The 21,186-nt window shown below is 55.6% G+C and carries 16 protein-coding genes, 1 tRNA gene and 2 rRNA genes; 6 read left to right on the top strand and 13 right to left on the bottom strand.

What is annotated here, in order from left to right; all coding sequences use genetic code 11:
• Nucleotides 1–140: 140 nt before the first annotated feature.
• The 6 genes from ACT3RW_RS02660 to ACT3RW_RS02635 all read right to left on the bottom strand — a co-directional run bounded on the left by ACT3RW_RS02660 (nucleotide 141) and on the right by ACT3RW_RS02635 (nucleotide 10,399).
• Nucleotides 141–3,276 (bottom strand): 23S ribosomal RNA (locus ACT3RW_RS02660).
• Between the two features lie 676 nt (nucleotides 3,277–3,952).
• Nucleotides 3,953–5,478: ribosomal RNA gene (locus ACT3RW_RS02655) — 16S ribosomal RNA — on the bottom strand.
• The 16S and 23S rRNA genes sit together here, the layout of an rRNA operon.
• Nucleotides 5,479–6,039: 561 nt before the next feature.
• On the bottom strand, nucleotides 6,040–6,987 hold the full coding sequence (gene rlmB, locus ACT3RW_RS02650) for a 23S rRNA (guanosine(2251)-2'-O)-methyltransferase RlmB (protein WP_131090389.1): 948 nt from the start codon (nucleotides 6,985–6,987) through the stop codon (nucleotides 6,040–6,042).
• Nucleotides 6,988–7,032: 45 nt separating this feature from the next.
• On the bottom strand, nucleotides 7,033–8,484 hold the full coding sequence (cysS, locus tag ACT3RW_RS02645; protein WP_444612728.1) for a cysteine--tRNA ligase: 1,452 nt from the start codon (nucleotides 8,482–8,484) through the stop codon (nucleotides 7,033–7,035).
• Between the two features lie 93 nt (nucleotides 8,485–8,577).
• On the bottom strand, nucleotides 8,578–9,810 hold the full coding sequence (gene ispD / locus ACT3RW_RS02640; RefSeq protein ID WP_444612727.1) for a 2-C-methyl-D-erythritol 4-phosphate cytidylyltransferase: 1,233 nt from the start codon (nucleotides 9,808–9,810) through the stop codon (nucleotides 8,578–8,580).
• A 103-nt stretch (nucleotides 9,811–9,913) separates the two neighbouring features.
• Nucleotides 9,914–10,399: a CarD family transcriptional regulator gene (locus ACT3RW_RS02635; RefSeq protein ID WP_022877089.1), complete on the bottom strand. Its 486-nt coding sequence runs from the start codon at nucleotides 10,397–10,399 to the stop codon at nucleotides 9,914–9,916.
• A 354-nt stretch (nucleotides 10,400–10,753) separates the two neighbouring features.
• On the opposite strand from ACT3RW_RS02635, the gene ACT3RW_RS02630 reads away from it, so the two are divergent.
• A complete protein-coding gene (locus tag ACT3RW_RS02630) occupies nucleotides 10,754–11,293 on the top strand; it encodes a DNA modification methylase (RefSeq protein WP_131090392.1) in 540 nt (179 codons plus the stop codon).
• 90 nt (nucleotides 11,294–11,383) lie between these two features.
• Here ACT3RW_RS02630 and ACT3RW_RS02625 read toward each other — a convergent pair whose 3' ends face one another.
• Nucleotides 11,384–12,064 (bottom strand): response regulator transcription factor, encoded by a 681-nt coding sequence (locus ACT3RW_RS02625; protein WP_131090393.1) that lies wholly within the window; start codon nucleotides 12,062–12,064, stop codon nucleotides 11,384–11,386.
• Nucleotides 12,061–13,275, bottom strand: a complete 1,215-nt coding sequence (locus ACT3RW_RS02620; RefSeq protein WP_396268099.1) for a sensor histidine kinase — start codon at nucleotides 13,273–13,275, stop codon at nucleotides 12,061–12,063. Before ACT3RW_RS02620 ends, ACT3RW_RS02625 begins: the two co-directional genes overlap by 4 nt.
• A 227-nt stretch (nucleotides 13,276–13,502) precedes the next feature.
• On the opposite strand from ACT3RW_RS02620, the gene phoU reads away from it, so the two are divergent.
• Complete coding sequence (phoU, locus tag ACT3RW_RS02615; protein ID WP_131090394.1) at nucleotides 13,503–14,156, top strand: phosphate signaling complex protein PhoU; 654 nt, start codon at nucleotides 13,503–13,505, stop codon at nucleotides 14,154–14,156.
• A 93-nt stretch (nucleotides 14,157–14,249) separates the two neighbouring features.
• Here phoU and ACT3RW_RS02610 read toward each other — a convergent pair whose 3' ends face one another.
• From ACT3RW_RS02610 to ACT3RW_RS02595, 4 genes are all read right to left on the bottom strand, one after another.
• Entirely contained in the window at nucleotides 14,250–14,552 is a 303-nt protein-coding gene (locus tag ACT3RW_RS02610) for a DUF4193 domain-containing protein (protein WP_131090395.1), read from the bottom strand.
• 198 nt (nucleotides 14,553–14,750) lie between these two features.
• Nucleotides 14,751–15,497 (bottom strand): phosphoglyceromutase, encoded by a 747-nt coding sequence (locus ACT3RW_RS02605; RefSeq protein WP_131090396.1) that lies wholly within the window; start codon nucleotides 15,495–15,497, stop codon nucleotides 14,751–14,753.
• A 129-nt stretch (nucleotides 15,498–15,626) separates the two neighbouring features.
• Nucleotides 15,627–15,938: a DUF2516 family protein gene (locus ACT3RW_RS02600; RefSeq protein ID WP_444612726.1), complete on the bottom strand. Its 312-nt coding sequence runs from the start codon at nucleotides 15,936–15,938 to the stop codon at nucleotides 15,627–15,629.
• A 54-nt stretch (nucleotides 15,939–15,992) separates the two neighbouring features.
• Nucleotides 15,993–17,150 carry a trans-sulfuration enzyme family protein gene (locus ACT3RW_RS02595; protein WP_444612725.1) on the bottom strand — a complete coding sequence of 386 codons (1,158 nt, stop codon included), beginning with the start codon at nucleotides 17,148–17,150 and terminating at the stop codon, nucleotides 15,993–15,995.
• Nucleotides 17,151–17,273: 123 nt separating this feature from the next.
• Here ACT3RW_RS02595 and tmk point away from each other — a divergent pair, with 123 nt between their 5' ends.
• The 4 genes from tmk (at nucleotide 17,274) to ACT3RW_RS02575 (ending at nucleotide 20,794) form a co-directional block, all read left to right on the top strand.
• The gene (gene tmk / locus ACT3RW_RS02590; protein ID WP_131090399.1) at nucleotides 17,274–17,927 is read left to right on the top strand and encodes a dTMP kinase; all 654 of its coding nucleotides are present in this window, start codon (nucleotides 17,274–17,276) and stop codon (nucleotides 17,925–17,927) included.
• The gene (locus ACT3RW_RS02585) at nucleotides 17,924–19,078 is read left to right on the top strand and encodes a DNA polymerase III subunit delta' (protein WP_262198445.1); all 1,155 of its coding nucleotides are present in this window, start codon (nucleotides 17,924–17,926) and stop codon (nucleotides 19,076–19,078) included. Before tmk ends, ACT3RW_RS02585 begins: the two co-directional genes overlap by 4 nt.
• Before the next feature lie 23 nt (nucleotides 19,079–19,101).
• Nucleotides 19,102–20,640, top strand: a complete 1,539-nt coding sequence (locus ACT3RW_RS02580) for an alpha/beta hydrolase (protein WP_444612724.1) — start codon at nucleotides 19,102–19,104, stop codon at nucleotides 20,638–20,640.
• Nucleotides 20,641–20,722: 82 nt separating this feature from the next.
• Nucleotides 20,723–20,794 (top strand) — tRNA-Thr (locus tag ACT3RW_RS02575).
• A 70-nt stretch (nucleotides 20,795–20,864) separates the two neighbouring features.
• Here the strand turns inward: ACT3RW_RS02575 and ACT3RW_RS02570 are convergent.
• Entirely contained in the window at nucleotides 20,865–21,185 is a 321-nt protein-coding gene (locus ACT3RW_RS02570) for an EthD family reductase (RefSeq protein WP_444612723.1), read from the bottom strand.
• Nucleotide 21,186: the final 1 nt, after the last annotated feature.

Raw genomic sequence — 21,186 nt, 5'->3', positions numbered from 1 at the left:
TTTCTGGTGTTGTATGAAACGATGCGACAAAAACTACTTGTCAAGTCTCATGTTTAGTTTCGGTTGTCGAGTTGTTGTCTCGTAACCGCATAGTGAACGCGAACAGCAATGATCTTATTAGTCATTATTGTATATATTGTGTGTTGAAAGTCATCGGCCTATTAGTACAGGTCAGCTACACAAGTCTTTAGTCCTTGCTTCCACATCCTGCCTATCAACCCAGTGGTCTAGCTGGGGGCCTCACACACTCAAGGTGCATGGAAATCTCATCTCGAAGCAGGCTTCCCGCTTAGATGCTTTCAGCGGTTATCCCTTCCCAACGTAGCTAATCAGCGATGCACTTGGCAGTACAACTGACACACCAGAGGTTAGTCCGTCCCGGTCCTCTCGTACTAAGGACAGCCCTTCTCAAATTTCCAACGCGCGCAGCGGATAGGGACCGAACTGTCTCACGACGTTCTAAACCCAGCTCGCGTACCGCTTTAATGGGCGAACAGCCCAACCCTTGGGACCTACTCCAGCCCCAGGATGCGACGAGCCGACATCGAGGTGCCAAACCATGCCGTCGATATGGACTCTTGGGCAAGATCAGCCTGTTATCCCCGAGGTACCTTTTATCCGTTGAGCGACGGCCCTTCCACGAGGTGCCGCCGGATCACTAGTCCCGACTTTCGTCCCTGCTCGAGCTGTCACTCTCACAGTCAAGCTCCCTTGTGCACTTACACTCGACACCTGATTGCCAACCAGGCTGAGGGAACCTTTGGGCGCCTCCGTTACATTTTAGGAGGCAACCGCCCCAGTTAAACTACCCATCAGGCACTGTCCCTGAACCAGATCATGGTCCGAAGTTAGGTGACCGGTACAGCCAGAGTGGTATTTCAACGATGACTCCACCTGAACTAGCGTCCAAGCTTCACAGTCTCCCACCTATCCTACACAAGCTGCACCGAACACCAATACCAAACTATAGTAAAGGTCTCGGGGTCTTTCCGTCCTGCTGCGCGTAACGAGCATCTTTACTCGTACTGCAATTTCGCCGAGTTCATGGTTGAGACAGCGGGGAAGTCGTTACTCCATTCGTGCAGGTCGGAACTTACCCGACAAGGAATTTCGCTACCTTAGGATGGTTATAGTTACCACCGCCGTTTACTGGGGCTTAAATTCTCAGCTTCGCAACAAGTTGCTAACCGGTCCTCTTAACCTTCCAGCACCGGGCAGGAGTCAGTCCGTATACATCGTCTTGCGACTTCGCACGGACCTGTGTTTTTAGTAAACAGTCGCTTCCCCCTGGTCTCTGCGGCCCACACCCGCTCACAACTGCAAGAGCTGATCACGGGGCAGGCCCCCCTTCTTCCGAAGTTACGGGGGCATTTTGCCGAGTTCCTTAACCATGATTCTCTCGATCGCCTTAGTATTCTCTACCTGATCACCTGTGTCGGTTTGGGGTACGGGCGGCTAGGACCTCGCGCCGATGCTTTTCTAGGCAGCATAGGATCACCGAATCACCCACCAAAGTGGGCGCCTATCAGGTCTCAGACATCATGAACCGCGGATTTACCTACGACTCGTCCTACACCCTTGGACCAGGTCAATTCCATTGCCTGGCTCGGCTACCTTCCTGCGTCACACCTGTTAATACGCTGACCTCACTGCATCGGTTCCCACCACATCAACCAACAAAAACACCCGAAGGCATCAACAGTTGGAATCCATCATGGTTAGCATCAACAGCTCAGTATGGGCGGTCCTTCGCCGGTACGGGAATATCAACCCGTTATCCATCGACTACGCCTGTCGGCCTCGCCTTAGGCCCCGACTAACCCAGGGCAGATTAGCTTAACCCTGGAACCCTTGATCATTCGGCGGACGGGTTTCTCACCCGTCATTCGCTACTCATGCCTGCATTCTCACTCGTATAGCGTCCACCGCTGGTTTACACCGCGACTTCACCCGCTATACGACGCTCCCCTACCCATCCAAACGCCCAATCCGAAGACCAAGCAAATATTTGAATGACGCAACTTCGGCGGTGTGCTTGAGCCCCGCTACATTATCGGCGCGGAATCACTTGACCAGTGAGCTATTACGCACTCTTTCAAGGGTGGCTGCTTCTAAGCCAACCTCCTGGTTGTCAAAGCAACTCCACATCCTTTCCCACTTAGCACACGCTTAGGGGCCTTAGTTGGCGTTCTGGGCTGTTTCCCTCTCGACTATGAAGCTTATCCCCCACAGTCTCACTGCTACGCTCTCACTTACCGGCATTCGGAGTTTGGCTAACGTCAGTAACCTTGTAGGGCCCATTAGCTATCCAGTAGCTCTACCTCCGGTAAGAAACACGTAACGCTGCACCTAAATGCATTTCGGGGAGAACCAGCTATCACGAAGTTTGATTGGCCTTTCACCCCTACCCACAGCTCATCCCCTCCATTTTCAACTGAAGTGGGTTCGGTCCTCCACACGCTCTTACACGCGCTTCAACCTGGCCATGGGTAGATCACTTCGCTTCGGGTCTAGATCACGCCACTCAAACGCCCTATTCAGACTCGCTTTCGCTACGGCTTCCCCACACGGGTTAACCTCGCGACGTAACACTAACTCGCAGGCTCATTCTTCAAAAGGCACGCCATCACCCAGGAACAAGTCCCAGGCTCTAACGGATTGTAAGCGCACGGTTTCAGGTACTATTTCACTCCCCTCCCGGGGTACTTTTCACCATTCCCTCACGGTACTGATTCACTATCGGTCATCAAGTAGTATTCAGGCTTACCAGGTGGTCCTGGCAGATTCACACAAGGTTTCACGGGCCCCGTGCTACTCGGGTATCAACACTAGAACGGCAGACACGCATTACACCTACGGGACTATCACCCTCTATGGTCCGGCATTCCAACCGATTCACCTATACGCCTGCACCTCATCCCACCAGCAAGATAGCGCTGGTACATGTCAACCCCACAACCCCGATGATGCAACGCCTATCCGCTATCACACACCAACCGGTTTAGCCCCATCCGCGTTCGCTCGCCACTACTAACGGAATCACTATTGTTTTCTCTTCCTGCGGGTACTGAGATGTTTCACTTCCCCGCGTTCCCTCCACACAGCCTATACATTCAGCTGCAGGTCACACCACATAACATGGTGCGGGGTTCCCCCATTCGGAAATCCTGGTCTCAACGTCCGGTTATCGACTCCACCAGGCTTATCGCAGATTCCCACGTCCTTCATCGGCTCTTGATGCCAAGGCATCCACCGTGCGCCCTTAAAAACTTCAACACAAAACAAAGTTCTCAGAATTGAGCAATAAAACAATCTAACAAAATCACACAGACAAGACTCAAACACCCTACAACCCAAGGAAAAAGGGTCATAAGACTCATCTCATCTGCAAGATGCTCGCGTTCACTATACAGTTCCCAAACAACAACCCCACACCCCCACAAACACACCCACCAACAACAACCCAAAAGGACTATTGCTCGTACCGAGCATGCCTGCAGCAAACACAGGACAAACACCGAAACACCAAGAACCCCGCCACCCAAGAAGACAATCAACCAACCATCACAACACCAACCCCAAAAGGCCAGCACCACAACACTTGATCAAATCATCCACCAGGGACGGAGGCTTGTTGCCTCAAAACCCAACAGCATGCCAAACCATACAAACCACACACCATCAACACCCACATTCCAACACCACCACCACACACCAACAAACCCACCCAAAAGGACGGATTCACTCATGTGAAGTAACAATGCGTACTCGCAAGCACCAACACCATACAGCCACAGCCAATACCCCGACACACACCCCAACCACTCATAATGAGGACCAGCGTGCGCACGTTTTCCAGTATTGAGTTCATTGATATTCCACCCATGAGCAACCCACCCGTACAACACTCGTGCACAGACATGGGCAACCATAATAATGGTTAGCTCCTTAGAAAGGAGGTGATCCAGCCGCACCTTCCGGTACGGCTACCTTGTTACGACTTAGTCCCAATCGCCAGTCCCACCTTCGACGACTCCCCCCACACAAGGTGGTTAGGCCATCGGCTTCGGGTGTTACCAACTTTCGTGACTTGACGGGCGGTGTGTACAAGGCCCGGGAACGTATTCACCGCAGCGTTGCTGATCTGCGATTACTAGCGACTCCGACTTCATGGGGTCGAGTTGCAGACCCCAATCCGAACTGAGACCGGCTTTTAGGGATTAGCTCCACCTCACAGTATCGCAACCCATTGTACCGGCCATTGTAGCATGCGTGAAGCCCAAGACATAAGGGGCATGATGATTTGACGTCATCCCCACCTTCCTCCGAGTTGACCCCGGCAGTCTCCCATGAGTCCCCACCACTACGTGCTGGCAACATGGAACGAGGGTTGCGCTCGTTGCGGGACTTAACCCAACATCTCACGACACGAGCTGACGACAACCATGCACCACCTGTGAACCAGCCCCGAAGGGAAACCCCATCTCTGAGGCGGTCTGGCACATGTCAAGCCTTGGTAAGGTTCTTCGCGTTGCATCGAATTAATCCGCATGCTCCGCCGCTTGTGCGGGCCCCCGTCAATTCCTTTGAGTTTTAGCCTTGCGGCCGTACTCCCCAGGCGGGGCACTTAATGCGTTAGCTACGGCGCGGAAAACGTGGAATGTCCCCCACACCTAGTGCCCAACGTTTACGGCATGGACTACCAGGGTATCTAATCCTGTTCGCTCCCCATGCTTTCGCTCCTCAGCGTCAGTAAATGCCCAGAGACCTGCCTTCGCCATCGGTGTTCCTCCTGATATCTGCGCATTTCACCGCTACACCAGGAATTCCAGTCTCCCCTACATCACTCTAGTCTGCCCGTACCCACCGCAGATCCGAGGTTGAGCCTCGGACTTTCACGGCAGACGCGACAAACCGCCTACGAGCTCTTTACGCCCAATAAATCCGGATAACGCTTGCGCCCTACGTATTACCGCGGCTGCTGGCACGTAGTTAGCCGGCGCTTCTTCTGCAGGTACCGTCACTTTCGCTTCTTCCCTACTGAAAGAGGTTTACAACCCGAAGGCCGTCATCCCTCACGCGGCGTCGCTGCATCAGGCTTTCGCCCATTGTGCAATATTCCCCACTGCTGCCTCCCGTAGGAGTCTGGGCCGTGTCTCAGTCCCAGTGTGGCCGGTCACCCTCTCAGGCCGGCTACCCGTCGTCGCCTTGGTGAGCCATTACCTCACCAACAAGCTGATAGGCCGCGAGTCCATCCCCCACCGATAAATCTTTCAACAACCCACCATGCGGTAAGAAGTCATATCCGGTATTAGACCCAGTTTCCCGGGCTTATCCCAAAGTCGGGGGCAGGTTACTCACGTGTTACTCACCCGTTCGCCACTAATCACCCGTGCAAGCACGGGGTCATCGTTCGACTTGCATGTGTTAAGCACGCCGCCAGCGTTCATCCTGAGCCAGGATCAAACTCTCCATAAAAAAATAAAAAGCCATCAGCAACCCCTCGGAAAATAAGGGCGAAACCAATGAAGTCCTGGCGAATAAAAAACACTCAAGAACATCACACGGGGGTGCAATGCCTCAAGCAAATGTTATGTATTCACCAAATAAAATAAATATTCGGTATCAACAAACTTGGCACACTATTGAGTTCTCAAACAACAAACACTCTCGACACCACAACCACCATTTCTCAGTGACTGCTTCGCTCCGGAGCAACTTTTCAAGCTTACCACCGCGCTAACCAAAGTCAACTCGACGTTTCCAGCTTGTTTACCCCACTGTTTCTTTCAGACCTTTTCGGCCCGTCCGGATCAGCGGCGCGAGATAAGACTCTACACGGATTCCCACCCGGCGCAAAATCGGCCAGTACAACCCATTTAGGACCCAAAAACGCCGATATTTCGCGCTTTTAGAGCTCTCCGAGGTGAACTCTGCTCAAAAACAACTGAAATTTGTTGTTATGAAGCGGGTCACCCTACACAAAATGGGTTGTCACTTGTCCAGGACAAGTGACAACCCATTGAGGATCGTGGCAGGCTACTTCGCTTGTGCCTTGCGCAAGCGAGAGACCTCGTAAAGCGAGATGCCTACGGCCATCGAAGCGTTCAACGACTCCATGGCCGAATCGATCGGGATGGAAACGATTGCGTCGCAGTTCTCGCGGACCAGTCGTGAAAGACCCTTCCCCTCAGAACCAACAACGATGCACAGTGGGCCGGTGGCTAACTCGAAGTTAGGCAGATCCATATCTCCGCCGGCGTCAAGGCCGATCACGAAGATACCAGCGGCCTTGATTTCCTTCAGTGCGCTGGTCAAATTAGTGCACTTAGCTACTGGTACGCGAACTGCAGCACCCGCACTGGTCTTCCAAGCGGAGGCAGTCATGCCAACACTTCGGCGTTCCGGAATGATGACACCGTCGGCGCCGAAGGCCGAAGCCGAACGAACGATCGCACCGAGGTTACGTGGATCGGTGATGCCATCCAAGGCCAGCAACAGTGGCTGCGACGTGGTGTAGCCACGGTCGTAATCCTTGATGGTTTTGGTTGCCAACTGAACGGCGTCCTTGTACTCGTAGGCAGGGATCTGCAGGGCCATGCCCTGGTGGATCGCGCCGTCGGTCATGCGATCAAGCTCTGGCTTTGAAGCTTCCATCAAGGGAATGCCCTGAGCTGCAGCAAGCTTGAGCGATTCGCGCACGCGGTCATCAACCTCGATGCGGATCGCCACGTGCAGTGCCTTGACCGGGATGCCAGCGCGCAGTGCTTCAACAACAGAGTTTCGACCGGTGACAAATTCTGCGTTGACCTTGATGCGGTCGGTGCGCTTGGCCGTGGAGCGCTTAGCGGCCGAACGTTCAGCAAGCTGCTTGCTTCGGTACGCCTTGTGGTACGGACGGTCTTCGGCCTTGGGAGTTGGGCCGCGACCCTCTAGGGAACTGCGTCCCTTGCCGCCACTACCCTTGGTTGGGCCCTTTTTACTCATGGTGTTTGTCCTTAAAGTTGAGTTTTGGTTCAGCCGTTGAAACGGCTAGTTGTCTAATGTCCAGCGGGCACCGTCTGCTGAGTCAGCAACGATGATGCCAGCGGAGGCCAATGCGTCACGGATAGCGTCCGAGCGTGACCAGTCCTTGGCCGCGCGAGCCTGCGCACGTTCTGCCAGCTGCGACTGGATCAACTGATCCAATGCTTCGTGCTCCGCGCTTGCCTGCGAGTTTTTGGTGTTCCCTGCATCGTCTAAGCCCAGAACCTGGGTCATGGCCAACACCTGTCCGAGCGCTTGCTCGGTCGCTGCATTGTCGTGGGCTTCTAGGGATGCGTTGCCCTGACGAACCGCTTCGTGCAGTGCGGCTAATGCCATGGGAACGTTGAGGTCATCATCCATTGCGGCGCCAAAGGCCGCTGGCACTTGCGTAGCCTGAATCGAATCGGCGCCAGCGCCCAAACGATACTGTGCATTGGACATGAAAGTATTGATCCGTTCCACCGCGGCCCGTGCTTCAGCCAGCGAATCCGGACGGTAGTCCAGCATGGAACGGTACTGTGCTTGCCCAAGGAAGTAGCGCACCACGCGGGCGTCGGCCAGGGCCAGCATTTCTTCGGGCGAGATGGTGTTGCCGATCGACTTGGACATCTTTTCACCCTCGTAGGTGACCATGCCGTTGTGCATCCAGAAGTTCGCAAAACCGTGACCGGCCGCGTTGGACTGCGCCATCTCGTTCTCATGGTGCGGGAATCGTAGATCCAATCCCCCACCGTGGATGTCGAATTCGGTACCGAGGTACTTGCCGGCCATCGCCGAGCACTCTAGGTGCCAGCCGGGACGACCGCGTCCCCATGGACTTGGCCAGGATGCGGTAGCTGGGTCGGACTCTTTATGGCCCTTCCACAGGGCAAAGTCGCGAGCATCCTTTTTGCCACGTGGGTCCGCGTCGGTAGCGCCCTGCATGTCGTTGATGTTCTGACGAGTCAGCGCACCGTAGGGGGCAAAGGAGCGCACATCAAAATAGACGTCCCCGGAGTCATCGGTTGCCGGGTAAGCATGTCCGCGCTCGATCAACGTGGCGATCAGCTCGTGCATTTCGGTGATGTGCCCGGTGGCGCGTGGCTCATAGGTCGGACGACGTACACCCAACGCTTGGTACGCGCGGGCAAATTCTTGTTCAAAGCGGTAGGCCAGAGCGAACCATTCTTCGCGCGGCTGGTAGTACTCATCGGCCTGGAAATCCTCGGCAAAAGACTTCGCCGATTTTTCCAAGATCTTGTCGTCGATGTCGGTCACGTTGCGCACCGTGGTTACTGCGAAGCCACGGTATTCAAGCCAGCGGACCAAAACATCAAAAACGATAGCGCTACGAACATGGCCCACGTGCGGCATTCCTTGCACGGTGGCGCCACAGTAGTACAGCTTGACTTCGCCGTCGTTTAACGGCTGGAAGTCACGTACAGATGCTGTTTTGGTGTCATAGAATCGCAGGCTCACGTCGTTAAGGTTATCCGATGGATGCAGCCTTTGTATTTCACTTGTGATGCGCTCGGTGATATGGCCCGTCAACCAAGCCGACCCAGCGCCGTCCTATCTGGGGTAGACCAGCGCGGTGGCGTAGGCGGTCAACCCGGTGCCTTCACCCTCGTAACCCAGGCCGTCGCTGGTGGTTGCAATGACGCTGACCGGGGCTCCTACCGCAGCGCTGAGCACTTGGCTTGCTTCCTCACGACGTGCTGCAAAGCGTGGTCGGCGCCCCACAAACTGCACGGCAATGTTGCCAATTTCAAACCCTGCTTCGCGCACCAAGCGGGCTGCTTCTGCAATCAGGCTCACACCACTGGCCCCAGCAAATTCCGGTCGATCCACCCCAAAGTGGGTTCCTAAGTCTCCGATTCCCGCTGCCGAGAACAGTGCATCGCAGGCTGCGTGGGCTACCGCGTCCCCATCTGAGTGACCGGAGAGCCCAATGTCATCTGGGAAGTGCAGGCCCGCCAACCACATGGGTCGGGACGGGTCATCGCTGACCGCGTGGACATCGATACCATTTCCGATACGTGGCAGATCCATGGCTTCCCTTGCAATGTGAAGTGCGGGCGTTGTTGGCGTAACCAGTTTGCTGACCACTTCTAGATCTTCTGGGTGCGTGACTTTCAGGGCCTGTTGTTCACCGGCCACCACCTGAACAGTTGTTCCGTAAGCGCGCACGATCGAAGCGTCGTCGGTGACTTTCTCCAGCTCGGCTTCGGTGTAGTGATCAAGTTGAGCATGAGCTGCGCGCAGTACCTCTGCGTCAAATCCCTGGGGCGTTTGCACCGCGCGCAAGGTGGAGCGTGCGGGAGTCTGCTCGATAAATTCGGGGCCATGACCGTCTTGTTGGGCAACAACAGAGATTGTGTCGGTCACTGCCAAGGCAGGGATCACGGCCTTTGTCTCGGGCGCTTCCAGCGCTTGAAGCACACGTTGATACAGTTCCACCGGCGCGAAGGCTCGGGCGGCATCGTGAACAAGAATGGTGGCTGCCTCATCGCTGACCAGTTGAAGGCCGCGGCGCACCGAGTCTGCTCGGCTTGCTCCCCCGGGCACGGTGCGAAGTTTGCTTCCATAACCCGCGAGTGCTGATTGCATGCGCTGATCATCTGGTGGGGTAACCACGATGATTTCGTTAATCTGCGCCACTTGCAGGATCCGGTCGATGGCATGTTCCGCCAAAGATTTGCCGGCTACTTGAACCAGTGCTTTTGGCATGCCGGCGCCTAGCCGTGTGCCCATGCCGGCTGCGACCAAGATCAAGCTCGAAGGATGCGATGGTGTTTGCTTCACACCGCTCAGCTTATCGCGTGGATCGGCGCTTCATTGGGGCTTTAACGGCAACAGCCGTGAAACGTTTAAACGTTTCACGGCAAGATGCGCGTAGGAGTTTTGTTTAAGCCGAAGCCAAAACCTCATCCAACAGGCCTTCGGCCTTGGTCTCATCCAGGTCCTTGGCCAGAGCCAATTCGCTGATCAATACCTGACGAGCCTTAGCCAGCATGCGCTTTTCGCCAGCGGACAGACCACGATCATTTTCTCGACGCCATAGGTCACGAACGACCTCGGCAACCTTGATGACATCGCCGGAAGCTAGCTTCTCGACATTTGCCTTGTAGCGGCGCGACCAGTTGGTCGGCTCTTCGGTAAATTCAGCACGAAGGACATCGAACACATGGTCCAAGCCTTCCTGACCTACCACGTCACGTACGCCAACAAGATCAACGTTCTCTGCTGGAACTTCGATGGTCAAGTCACCCTGAGCCACCTTGAGCTTGAGATACATTTTCTCTTCGCCCTTGATCTTGCGCATTTTGATCTCTTCGATCATTGCGGCGCCGTGATGCGGGTAGACAACAGTCTCGCCAACCTCAAAAACCATGTGGATAAACCCCTTTCCCATTGACTAGTCTAACATGTTTGCTCTCGACGAACTTGCGTTTGTGCCCGATATAACCGCGAATTCACGGGGAATCACCTCTTCCATTCGCAAGAGAAACATGGTAGGAAGAGAGTACGGCGATCGAAGTTCCATACCTCTTATCCCAAACTTGGTTCTCTACTTCTTGTCGAAAAGCGTGTGTTGCACGTCGCTAAATCGCGTCTTTGTGTGAAAAACAGCTAGGCTTAGAGGTAATCGTGGTCTTTTTCGCGAGTTGCTCCTCACCCTAGGTGGAGTCGATTCGGTAGACCATGAACCGAAGCAACTCATTATTCTCACCGAGGAGTTAGTGTCGTGATCACCGCACGCATGACCGCTGGACGTCGCATTGCCGCGTCCCTCGCTGTGGCTGCCCTGGCATTCGGTGTCACCAGCTGTGGCGCCATCAACGAGCAGGCCACCAACACCGACTACGCTGCCAGCGATGGCATCAACGTCGACGTCGCCAAAGCACAGGTTCGTAACCTGATGTTCGTTACCAACAGCGATGGCAGCAAAGCCCGCCTGATCGGCACCGTGGTCAACGACAGCGATTCTGCTTTGACCCTGTCCGTCAAAGCCGCTAGCGCTACGCCAGTGACCATCTCGGTTCCAACCGACAAGTCCCTGAAGCTAGAAGATGACGCTAACCAGAAGGTCATTTCTGGCCTTGGTGTCAAAGCCGGCGAGCATGCCGAGACTACCTTCACTTCCAACGGAGACACCGTGGACTTCAGCGTCCCAGTCGTAGACGGCACCCTTGCCGAATACCGTGACTTCGTACCAGGCGGTTCCGATGCAAAGGTAACCGAACACCTGAAGGCAACCGAGAGCCACGCGACCTCGGAGCACTAAGCACCAACGATAAAGGGCCTCGGGAAAGAATCTATGGATTCTTTCCCGAGGCCCTTTCGCTTTAAGCGGTTACGCGCGGGGTGAGCAGTGCTAGACCACGAACTTGTAGCCCAAACCTCGCACCGTCACCAGATGCTCTGGCGTGGCAGGATCTGGCTCGATCTTTGAACGAAGACGCTTCACGTGGACATCCAACGTCTTGGTATCCCCCACGTAGTCGCTACCCCACACGCGGTCGATCAGCTGGCCACGGGTAAGCACGCGCCCGGCATTGCGCAGGAGCATTTCTAGCAATTCAAATTCCTTGAGCGGCATCGATACCTCGGTGTTATCCACCGAGACCATGTGCCGTTCCACATCCATGCGCACCGGTCCAGCGGTCACCACATTGCTGATCAGTTCTTCGGCCTCGCCCTGACGGCGAAGTACCGCACGGATGCGTGCGAGTAATTCTCGCGATGAGTATGGCTTGGTGACATAGTCATCGGCGCCGAGCTCCAGGCCAACCACCTTGTCGATTTCCGAATCCTTGGCGGTGAGCATGATGACCGGAACCTGAGAGTTCAGGCGAATCTGGCGAATCACCTCGGTGCCCGGTTGGCCCGGCAACATCAAATCCAGCAGCACCAGATCGGCGCCGTGGCGTTCAAATTCAGTGACGGCGACCAGTCCGTCATCAGCGATTCGTACTTCGAATCCTTCGCGTTCCAAGAGGAAAGACAGCGGGTCAGAGAGCGATTCCTCATCCTCTACGATCAATATGCGGGTCATCGTCGTCCTCCTTTGCGGTCTGAGGTTCGAGCCTCGACTGCTTGTTCCTTCATCATCTCATCGGCAAGAGCATTAGATCTGGCCGGTTCTTCATCCGCTAGGGGAAGTCTAAGGGTAAATGTGGAGCCATGGCCGGGCTGCGACCACAGCGATACTTCGCCGCCATGGTTGGCCAGCACGTGCTTGACGATGCTCAGCCCCAGGCCGGTACCGCCGGTTTGTCGTGAGCGGGCCGAGTCGACGCGGTAGAAGCGCTCGAAGACTCGCTCTTGTTCCTCGGCCGAAATGCCTGGGCCTTGGTCGGTGACCGAGATCTGCGCGTAGCCATCACGCTGGCGGATACCAACGCCCACTTTGGTGTTTTCTGGCGAGTAGCGAATCGCGTTGTCGATCAAGTTGCGCACCGCGGTCATCAGCAGGTCCGGGTCGCCAAGAATTGGTTCGCTCAGATGGCCGCCGACGGTAATGTCGATGCCCTTCTCTTCGGCCAATAGGTGACTGCGGTCCACGGCCTCGGCCACCACACTGTCGATGTTCACTTCCTTGCCCTGCACAATTGCATCGCTGGCCTGAAGCCGGGAGAGCTCAATGATGTCCTGGACCAGCGCGGCAAGCCTGCGTGATTCCTTGTGCATCCGAGTGGAGAATCGAAGCACCGCGGTCGGATCATCTGCTGCTTCGGAGATTGCTTCGGAAAGCAGGGAAATAGCTCCGACCGGAGTTTTCAGTTCGTGGGATACGTTAGCCACAAAGTCATTTCGCATGGCTTCAGTGCGGGTGATTTCGGTGCGGTCATCGGCCAGCAGCAAAATATATTCATCGCCCAGTGGGGCCACTCGCACATGGACGATCAGCTGACCGGCGCCGAGCGTGGAGCGTTGTAATTCATATTGGCTTTCGGCAATCACGCCGTCTGCACGCACCTGGCGTACCAAGGCCAGAAGCTCATTGTGCACGAGGGTGTGCCCGCGCACCAGCCCATAGGCGTAGGAGGCAGGATTGGCCCGCACAACGCCATCTACGTCGTCCAAGATCACGAAGGCGCGACCAATGACGGACAAGACGGCAGCTGCACCTTCTGGGAGTGCAGGCTCGTCAACCTGCGGCAGCCTAGCGGTCCTGCGTTGGGAAATTCGAAAAGCGATCACGCCAACGATTCCTAGGGCAAGACCGAGGACACCGGCTATCAGAGTCGAGATCACATCGTTCACCCTTTTAGCCTAACTTCACCTATGGGTTCCTTCCCGCCTAAATGACGCAATTTTGGCCAAATCGGCGCGCTGTTCACCAAACGTTCACGTTTAGTGGCATATTCGTTAATCACCCGCTGACAGGGTGGAGTAAGACCCTCCACCATGCCATAAATCTGTTTTGGGGCGGTTGGCCCGTGCATGCAGGCCACCGGTTGGCATGGGACCGACACTCGAAAGGAACTGCTATGCGCAAGGTTTTTCAGGCAGATCTACAACAAATCGGCGAAGAACTCATTGAGATGGCCAATCAGGTCGCTACCGCTATGGATCACGCATGGGATTCGTTGGCCAATGCCGATGTGGATCTAGCCCAGGAAGTCATCGCGGCTGACGCGAAAATTGATTTCCTCCAGAACCAACTAGATGAACGTGCCATCGATACCCTCGCACTTCAGGGACCGGTAGCCAGCGATCTACGCATGATCGTCGGCTCGCTGCGAATGAGCGCTTCGCTTGAGCGCATGGGTGACCTCGCACGCCACTTGGCTCAGCTAGCCCGCTTGCGCTTCCCACAGCCAGCCATCCCAGAGAAGATTTCTGCAACCTTTGCTCAGATGGCTGCGATTGATATTCAGATCGCCAAGGAAGTTGCCACGCTTCTTGATACTCGTGATTTGGCCATTGCGGCCAAGATTATTGAGCTGAACCATGAGGTGGACCGTTTGCACTCCAGCGTCTTCACGCAGATTGCTGCCGATGATTGGGACGCCACCGCACCAACCACCGTGGATGTTTCGTTGACCAGCCGCTATCTAGAGCGCTTCGGCGATCATGGTGTCTCCGTGGCCCGCAAGGTCACCTACCTGGTGACCGGCGAATGGGATCCGTCCGACGCCTAAACAGCGTATTTGCTTAAAAGCGAAGGCAGCCCACCAATTGGTGGGCTGCCTTTAGCATTCCAGCGCATTATTAGCGCCAGCGTAGAGCGGCTTTTAGCCTTCGCACTCTACGCAGAAACCTACGTTGCCTTCTTCGCGTACCAGCTGGGAGCGGTGGCGAATTAAGAAGCACGAGCCACAAATGAACTCGTCCTCTTTCTGTGGAATGACGGTGACCGTCAATTCCTCGTTGGACAAATCTGCACCTGGCAGATCCATTCCATCAGTGTGATCGGCTTCGTCGAGCTCGCGCACCACGGACTTTGCGTCCGGTGCGTTTGCGGACTTAACCGCATCCAGAGAAGCCTTACGTGCCTCAGCAACGTCTGGGCGGACTTCATCGTAATCAGTTGCCACGAATTGCATTCCTAACGTGAGCCATTGAGCCTATTCGAAATAGGAGATTACAGCATACTAATGCCAAAAATACAATCGTGTGCAGTTGTTTCGCTCACAGCCGTTGTTCCGCACCTCTTGCCGACTTAAAGTCAGAACGGCGGCACCGAAGTTCAAAAGCCTAAGCCCTTGAGTCTCGGTGCCGCCGAAAAGTGCGTTTTACTTGCGACCCTGGTTCGCGACTGCCTTGATGGCGTCAGCTGCTGCTGCAGGATCGAGGTAGGTTCCGCCAGCGGTGACCGGCTTGAAGTTGTCGTCCAACTCATAAACCAATGGGATACCGGTTGGGATGTTCAGCCCAGCGATATCCGCATCGCTAATGCCGTCCAAGTGCTTAACCAGCGCGCGCAGCGAGTTGCCGTGTGCGGTGACCATAACGGTCTTGCCAGCGCTCAGATCAGCCTTGATGTTTTCTTCCCAGTAAGGAAGCATGCGGTCAAGAACATCCTTGAGGCATTCGGTCCGCGGAGCGTTATCGCCCAGATCGGCATAACGCTCATCGTTGATCTGGCTGAATTCCGAGGAATCATCAAGTACTGGTGGTGGGGTGTCGTAGCTACGACGCCATTCCATGAACTGCTCTTCACCGTATTCTGCCAAGGTCTGAGCCTTGTCCTTACCCTGCAGCGCACCGTAGTGACGCTCGTTCAGGCGCCAGTCGCGGTTCACTGGAATCCAGGAACGGCCAGCAGCTTCCAACGCAAGGTTAGCGGTGACAATTGCGCGGGTGAGCAACGAGGTATGCAGTACCTCTGGCTTGTACCCTGCTTCTGCAAGTAGTTCGCCACCGCGCGAAGCTTCAGCGCGGCCCTGTTCGGTCAGTGATACGTCGTACCAACCGGTGAATAGATTCTTTTCGTTCCATTCGCTCTGCCCGTGGCGAAGCAAGATCAAAGTGTGACTCATACAATCTATCCTAGCCAATACTGGTACCCGGATGCGCCAAGGTTAAGGACTACTCAATAATTGAGAAGACCCGCACCACCGTTTTGACGGGGTACGGGTCTTCAAAAATCTTTGGTTACTCAGCTGGCTCTAGTAGTTGTACCAGCCGCCGCCTTTGCCACTCACGGCAGGCTTTACATCGGCAAGGTAAACACACGCAATGCAGGCACCGATGAGCTGAAGGAAACCGATTCCGCCAGCGCTGAAAACGCCAAGCAAGGAAACTACGACGCTGGCGATGGTCAGCCCGGTCCAGAAGCCCTTGGTTCGTTTGCCTTCTTGGGCAAAGCGCTGTGTACCTTGGCGTAGGCAATCGATGAGCGCCCACAGCGCAAGGACTAAAATAACTACGCTCAGGGCCAACATCAGGTACTGCTCAATGCTTTGAGCGACAAACATCATTGACATACCTTCACTCTACCTTTGGCCTTTGTCGATTTTGGGCACTGCCACACCTCAGAGCTGTTCCAGCGCCTGCGAAAGATCAGCCCAGAGGTCCTCAACATCTTCGATACCCACCGAAAGTCGGATCAGGTTTTCTGGAACACTCACCGGTTCTGAGGCGTGCCGGGCCCGACGTTCAGCCAGGGTCTCCACCCCGCCCAGCGATGTTGCGCCGGTGATCAGCTTAAATGCACCGATGACCTTGTCGGCGCCGTCAGCGCTGCCACCGACTTGGAAGGCGATGACCGCACCAAAGCCACTCATAAGTTTTGCTGCGCGTTGGTGCCCCGGGTCTTGTTTAAGTCCGGGGTAACGCACGGCTTGAACGTTGGGGTGTTCGCTCAAACGTTCGGCAAGGATCTGGCTGTTACTCTGTGAACGATCCAGACGCACCGCCATGGTGCGCACACCACGCAAGGCTAAGAAGGTATCCATCGGTGAAGCGATAGACCCGTGCAGGGTTCGGTAACCGTGCACGGTGTTGTGCAGCTTTTCATCACTGGTGACTACCGCACCCATGATGACATCGGAGTGGCCCGAGAGGTACTTGGTCACCGAGTGGACTACTACATCGGCCCCTTGGGTCAACGGCTGCTGCAACAGTGGGGTGGCAAAAGTATTGTCCACGATAGACAAGATTCCACGCGCCTTGGTTTCTGCAAGAAGTACCGGGAGGTCTGCAACTTCAAGCATAGGGTTGGTCGGCGATTCAACCCAGAGCACGTGCGCGCCTTCCAGCGCGGCGATGACCTCGTCGGTATCGGCGATGTCTACCGGGCGGACGATCAAACGACCAGCGGCCTCCAGCTCGGAGGTTAACGCCAGCGAACCGTTATAGGAGTGCTTTGGCATAACCAGCACTCCCCCGGCTGGAACCAAGTTCAAGGCGGCAGCGATCGCGGCCATACCCGAAGAGAAAACCAGAGCCGGTCGCGCGGCAGCTTCCAGCTGACCCAATACTTCTTCAAAGGGATCCCAGCTCGGGTTGGAGAATCGTGCGTAAACACGTTCGTCAGCAGCCGCCAGACCCTGGGAGTGATACGTGGAGGTGAAAGTCACCGGGTAATTCACCGGGGCGTCAACGGCGTGAGCCGGTCGGCCACCTGCAACGATGAGGGTCTTTGGGTCCCACGCTGGGCGGGATGCTGATGGCGTGCTGCTGAAGTTCATGAGAAAAACTTTACGCTCAGCACGGGCACGTCCACGGATCGGTTTCATTACATTTCGAGATTTACCGTCCACAGCATGTGGGCGCATGTCAATGATTGGCTTGACCTTGGATAGGCTAGAGGGGTGAGTAACAAATCGAGCGCGCCGACCCCTGGGCTGTTCATCGTATTTGAAGGTGGCGACGGAGCGGGCAAGTCCACGCAGGTGGCCATGGCCCAGCAATGGCTTGAAGCCCGAGGGTCAAAGGTCATCACCACCCGTGAGCCAGGTGGAACCCAAATTAGCGAGTCACTGCGCTCTTTGGTACTCGAACATGGCCACGGTGAGATCGATTCTCGCACCGAGGCACTGATTTATTCGGCGGCCCGTGCCGCCCACGTACAACAGCTGATCACCCCGGCGCTAACTGCCGGCAGCCACGTTATTTGCGACCGTTTTGTTGATTCTTCCTTGGCTTATCAGGGAATGGGCCGAGCTCTTGGCTTTGAGGCCGTGGCCCAGATTAATGACTTTGCTACCAACGGGCTTAAGCCCGATGTGACGATCATTTTGGATATTTCTGCCGCTGACGGTCGTGCTCGACGGGTCGCTGCCGGTGGTGGTGTGGAGGCCGCGGACCGTCTGGAAGCTGAGCCCGACGACTTCCACGAACGCATCCGCAACGCCTTCTTGGACTTGGCTGCTCGCGAACCAGATCGTTACCTGGTACTAGATGCCACCGGTACCGTCGAAGAGCTGCACCTTGCTATCACCACGTACTTAGCGAGCCTGTTGTGAGTCGGCCGGTATTTGCAGATCTCGCCGGGCAGCAGCGGGTTATTCAGACCCTTACCGCCGAAGTTGACCGAGGTAATCCCACCCACGCTTGGCTAGTCACTGGCCCTCCCGGGTCAGGCCGTACCACCGCCGCTCGCGCCTTTGCCGCTGCGCTGCAGTGCACGAACAGCCCTGCTGGTTGTGGTGAGTGCGAAAGCTGCAAACTAGTGCAGTCTTCGGGACACCCGGACGTGTCCTTTATTTCTACGGACAAGTTCGAGTACCAGATCGCCGATGTCCGTCACCTGATCACCCGGGCGCAGGAAAGCACTAGCACCGGACGCTGGCGAATCATCATCATCGAAGATGCCGATCGTATGTCTGAACGAAGCACCAACGTCCTGCTTAAGGCCATCGAAGAGCCTCCAGCACGGATGATCTGGATCCTCTGCGCTCCGTCCCCGGCTGACGTACTGGTGACCATCAGGTCGCGTTGCCGTGCGGTAAACCTTTCCGTTCCTTCAACCCAAGATGTGGCGGACCTTTTGGTGCGCCGCGATGGGCTCGATGAGCAACAAGCCATGTTTGCCGCCAGGGTTTCGCAGTCGCATATTGGTGTTGCCCGGTTGTTGGCTCGGGACGAGCAGGCCCGCATCCAGCGCGAAAAGGTAGTCACCCTACCGTTGCGCACCACCACCCTGCCTCAGGCAATGGCCGCTGCCGCGGAAATCTCCAAGCTTGCCACCGAGCGTGCCGAAAATATCACCGGCACCGATCTGCAACGCAAAACTGAACAGCTTCGTCACGCCAACGGAATTGGTCCTGAAGAGACCATTCCCCCAGGGTTGCGTAGCCAGTTTAAGTCCTTGGAAGAGGACGCTAAGCGCTTTGCTCGACGTGCCAGTTTTGATGCGCTGGACCGAACGTTGACCGACTTAACTACGTTTTTCCGTGACGTCTTGAGCATTCAGCTTGGCACCGGTATTGAGCTGATTAACGAACATCTTCGCGAAAAACTTGAAAACTACGCTCGCGGACAAAACACCGAGAAATCATTGGCACAGCTCGACGCGATCAATCAGACGCGTAGCCGTCTGGCTGCCAACGTTAATCAACTCATGGCACTTGAAGCCTTGATGACCCGGTTGCTACCGCAGCCGGGCCGCCGCTAACCCCACTCAAGGAGACACTTAAAGTGCCTGTACGCTCGCTCAAAATGCAGTTAGCAGCCGTGGGGTCCGTTCTCGCCCTGATCGGTCTAACCAGCTGCTCAGCCGGATCATCCGCTCCAGAAGCCGATGAAACCAACGCAGCACCGAGCGCAAGTAGCGCAGCGGCCCCCAAGGGGCTGGAAACCTACTACTCCCAGAAGCTCGACTGGAAAGACTGCGGAGATGTACTTGAATGTGCAACGCTCAAAGTTCCGCTGGATTACTCCGACCCCTCGGGCAAGAGCATCGAGCTTTCGTTGAACCGTCGCGCCGCAGAAAACGCCTCGGCGAATTTGCTGATTAACCCAGGTGGCCCTGGTGGCTCAGGCTTGGACATGGTCGAATCTTCGGTCCAGTCCATGTTCAGTGAGGATCTGCAGGCCGCTTACAACATCATCGGATTTGATCCACGTGGTGTGGGTAAGAGCTCCCCGGTGACCTGCCAAACCGATGCCGAAATTGATCAGGGCCGCCAAGAGAACTTGCGTGCTTGGTTGCCCGAGGATCAAACCCAAATCATCGAAGAAACCGATGACTACGCGGCGGACTGCACGGCCAACACCGGCGATCTCTTGGGACATGTTGACACCGTTTCGGCGGCTAAAGACATGGACGTCATCCGAGCAGCACTGGGTGATAAGCAGCTGGACTACCTAGGGTTCTCCTACGGGACGTTCTTGGGCTCAACCTATGCGGATCTCTTCCCTAAGAAGGTTGGACGCTTTGTGCTCGACGGCGCCATGGACCCAACCAGCCAGGCATCTGATCTGACCAAGGCACAAGCTGTTGGATTTGAAAACGAGATCGACGCATGGCTTGCCCAGTGTGTTGAGTCGGAGGATTGCCCGTTCAGTGGAAGCGTCGCCGAGGCGAAGGTTCAACTACAGCAGTTCTTCGCTCAGGTGGAAAACCAGCCTATGGTCTCCAGCGATGGCCGCACCGTTCCAATCATCGACTTTGTTAACGGTTTCATCTTGCCGCTCTATGACAATTCAAATTGGCCATACCTGACCGAGGCGATGGCTTCGGCTGTTAATGACGGCAACGTTGATAGCATTCTGGGCTTCGCCGATATAGCTGCTGACCGCCAAATCGACGGAACTTACTCGTCAAATTCTTCAGACGCTTTTACCGCCATCAATTGCTTGGACCGTCCAATGAACGCCAATAGCGATGCCATGAGCGAGGAAGCCACCGAGCTGATGCGCGTGGCCCCCACGCTTGGCAAGTACCTTTCTTACGGTGAAATCGCATGCGACGTGTGGGATCACAAGGCCTCGGGACATGCTGAAGAGCTGAATGCTCCGGGTTCAAATGAGATTCTGGTCGTTGGTACCACCGGAGACCCGGCAACCCCGTATAAGTGGTCGCAGTCGTTGGCCAAGCAGCTAGATAATGCGACGTTGTTGACCTACGAAGGTCATGGTCACACCGCCTACGGTCGGTCCAACGACTGCATTACTGACGCCGTTGATGGCTACCTCATCGATGGGAAGGTTCCAGCAGCAAATTCTCAGTGCTGATTGGGCATGTTCGTGTCATTCTCGTTTTGACGATCAGACAATTCCTCGGATAAAGTGACGTGGTGCCTGTTTGCAGGTACAGGCCTCCTTAGCTCAGGGGTAGAGCAGCTCCCTCGTAAAGAGCAGGTCGCCGGTTCAAATCCGGCAGGGGGCTCATGTGACGAAAAACCCGGAATCGTGCGGTGCACGATTCCGGGTTTTTCGCTTTCTAAAAGACGTCAATCTCAGACGTTGCTACCGCCAGAAACAGTGTAGTCGAGCGTAATCGTTCCACCGGTTGCGTAGTTGGGAACGTCTGCGGCAACAGCCTGACCTTCAGGAGAACTCATAGCTGCTCGGAAGTCATCTACATCGTTAAACTCGGCCTCAAAAACAGCGAAGTACGGGGCAGGTTTTCCCTTGGCATCTGGCGAAACATTCGTTGTGTAACGCCATGAACGCAACCCCGGAAGCTTCGTAGCTAGTGGCAGGTGAGTCGACTCGTAGTACTCGATGAACGCGGCGCGATCTACCGGCTCGGGATATAGAACGATGAGCTTATGCATG

Origin of the sequence: Glutamicibacter sp. AOP5-A2-18 (assembly GCF_052446055.1) — a bacterium.
GTDB lineage: Bacteria > Actinomycetota > Actinomycetes > Actinomycetales > Micrococcaceae > Glutamicibacter.
Note: the sequence above shows the minus strand (reverse complement) of the source record. Positions and strands in the feature narration are given on the sequence as shown.

Coding starts and splice junctions, on each gene's coding strand:
- rlmB (WP_131090389.1), bottom strand. CDS start 6,987: ATGAGTAAAAAGGGCCCAACCAAGGGTAGTGGCGGCAAGGGACGCAGT.
- ACT3RW_RS02635 (WP_022877089.1), bottom strand. CDS start 10,399: ATGGTTTTTGAGGTTGGCGAGACTGTTGTCTACCCGCATCACGGCGCC.
- ACT3RW_RS02625 (WP_131090393.1), bottom strand. CDS start 12,064: ATGACCCGCATATTGATCGTAGAGGATGAGGAATCGCTCTCTGACCCG.
- phoU (WP_131090394.1), top strand. CDS start 13,503: ATGCGCAAGGTTTTTCAGGCAGATCTACAACAAATCGGCGAAGAACTC.
- ACT3RW_RS02605 (WP_131090396.1), bottom strand. CDS start 15,497: ATGAGTCACACTTTGATCTTGCTTCGCCACGGGCAGAGCGAATGGAAC.
- ACT3RW_RS02600 (WP_444612726.1), bottom strand. CDS start 15,938: ATGATGTTTGTCGCTCAAAGCATTGAGCAGTACCTGATGTTGGCCCTG.
- ACT3RW_RS02595 (WP_444612725.1), bottom strand. CDS start 17,150: ATGAACTTCAGCAGCACGCCATCAGCATCCCGCCCAGCGTGGGACCCA.
- ACT3RW_RS02570 (WP_444612723.1), bottom strand. CDS start 21,185: ATGCATAAGCTCATCGTTCTATATCCCGAGCCGGTAGATCGCGCCGCG.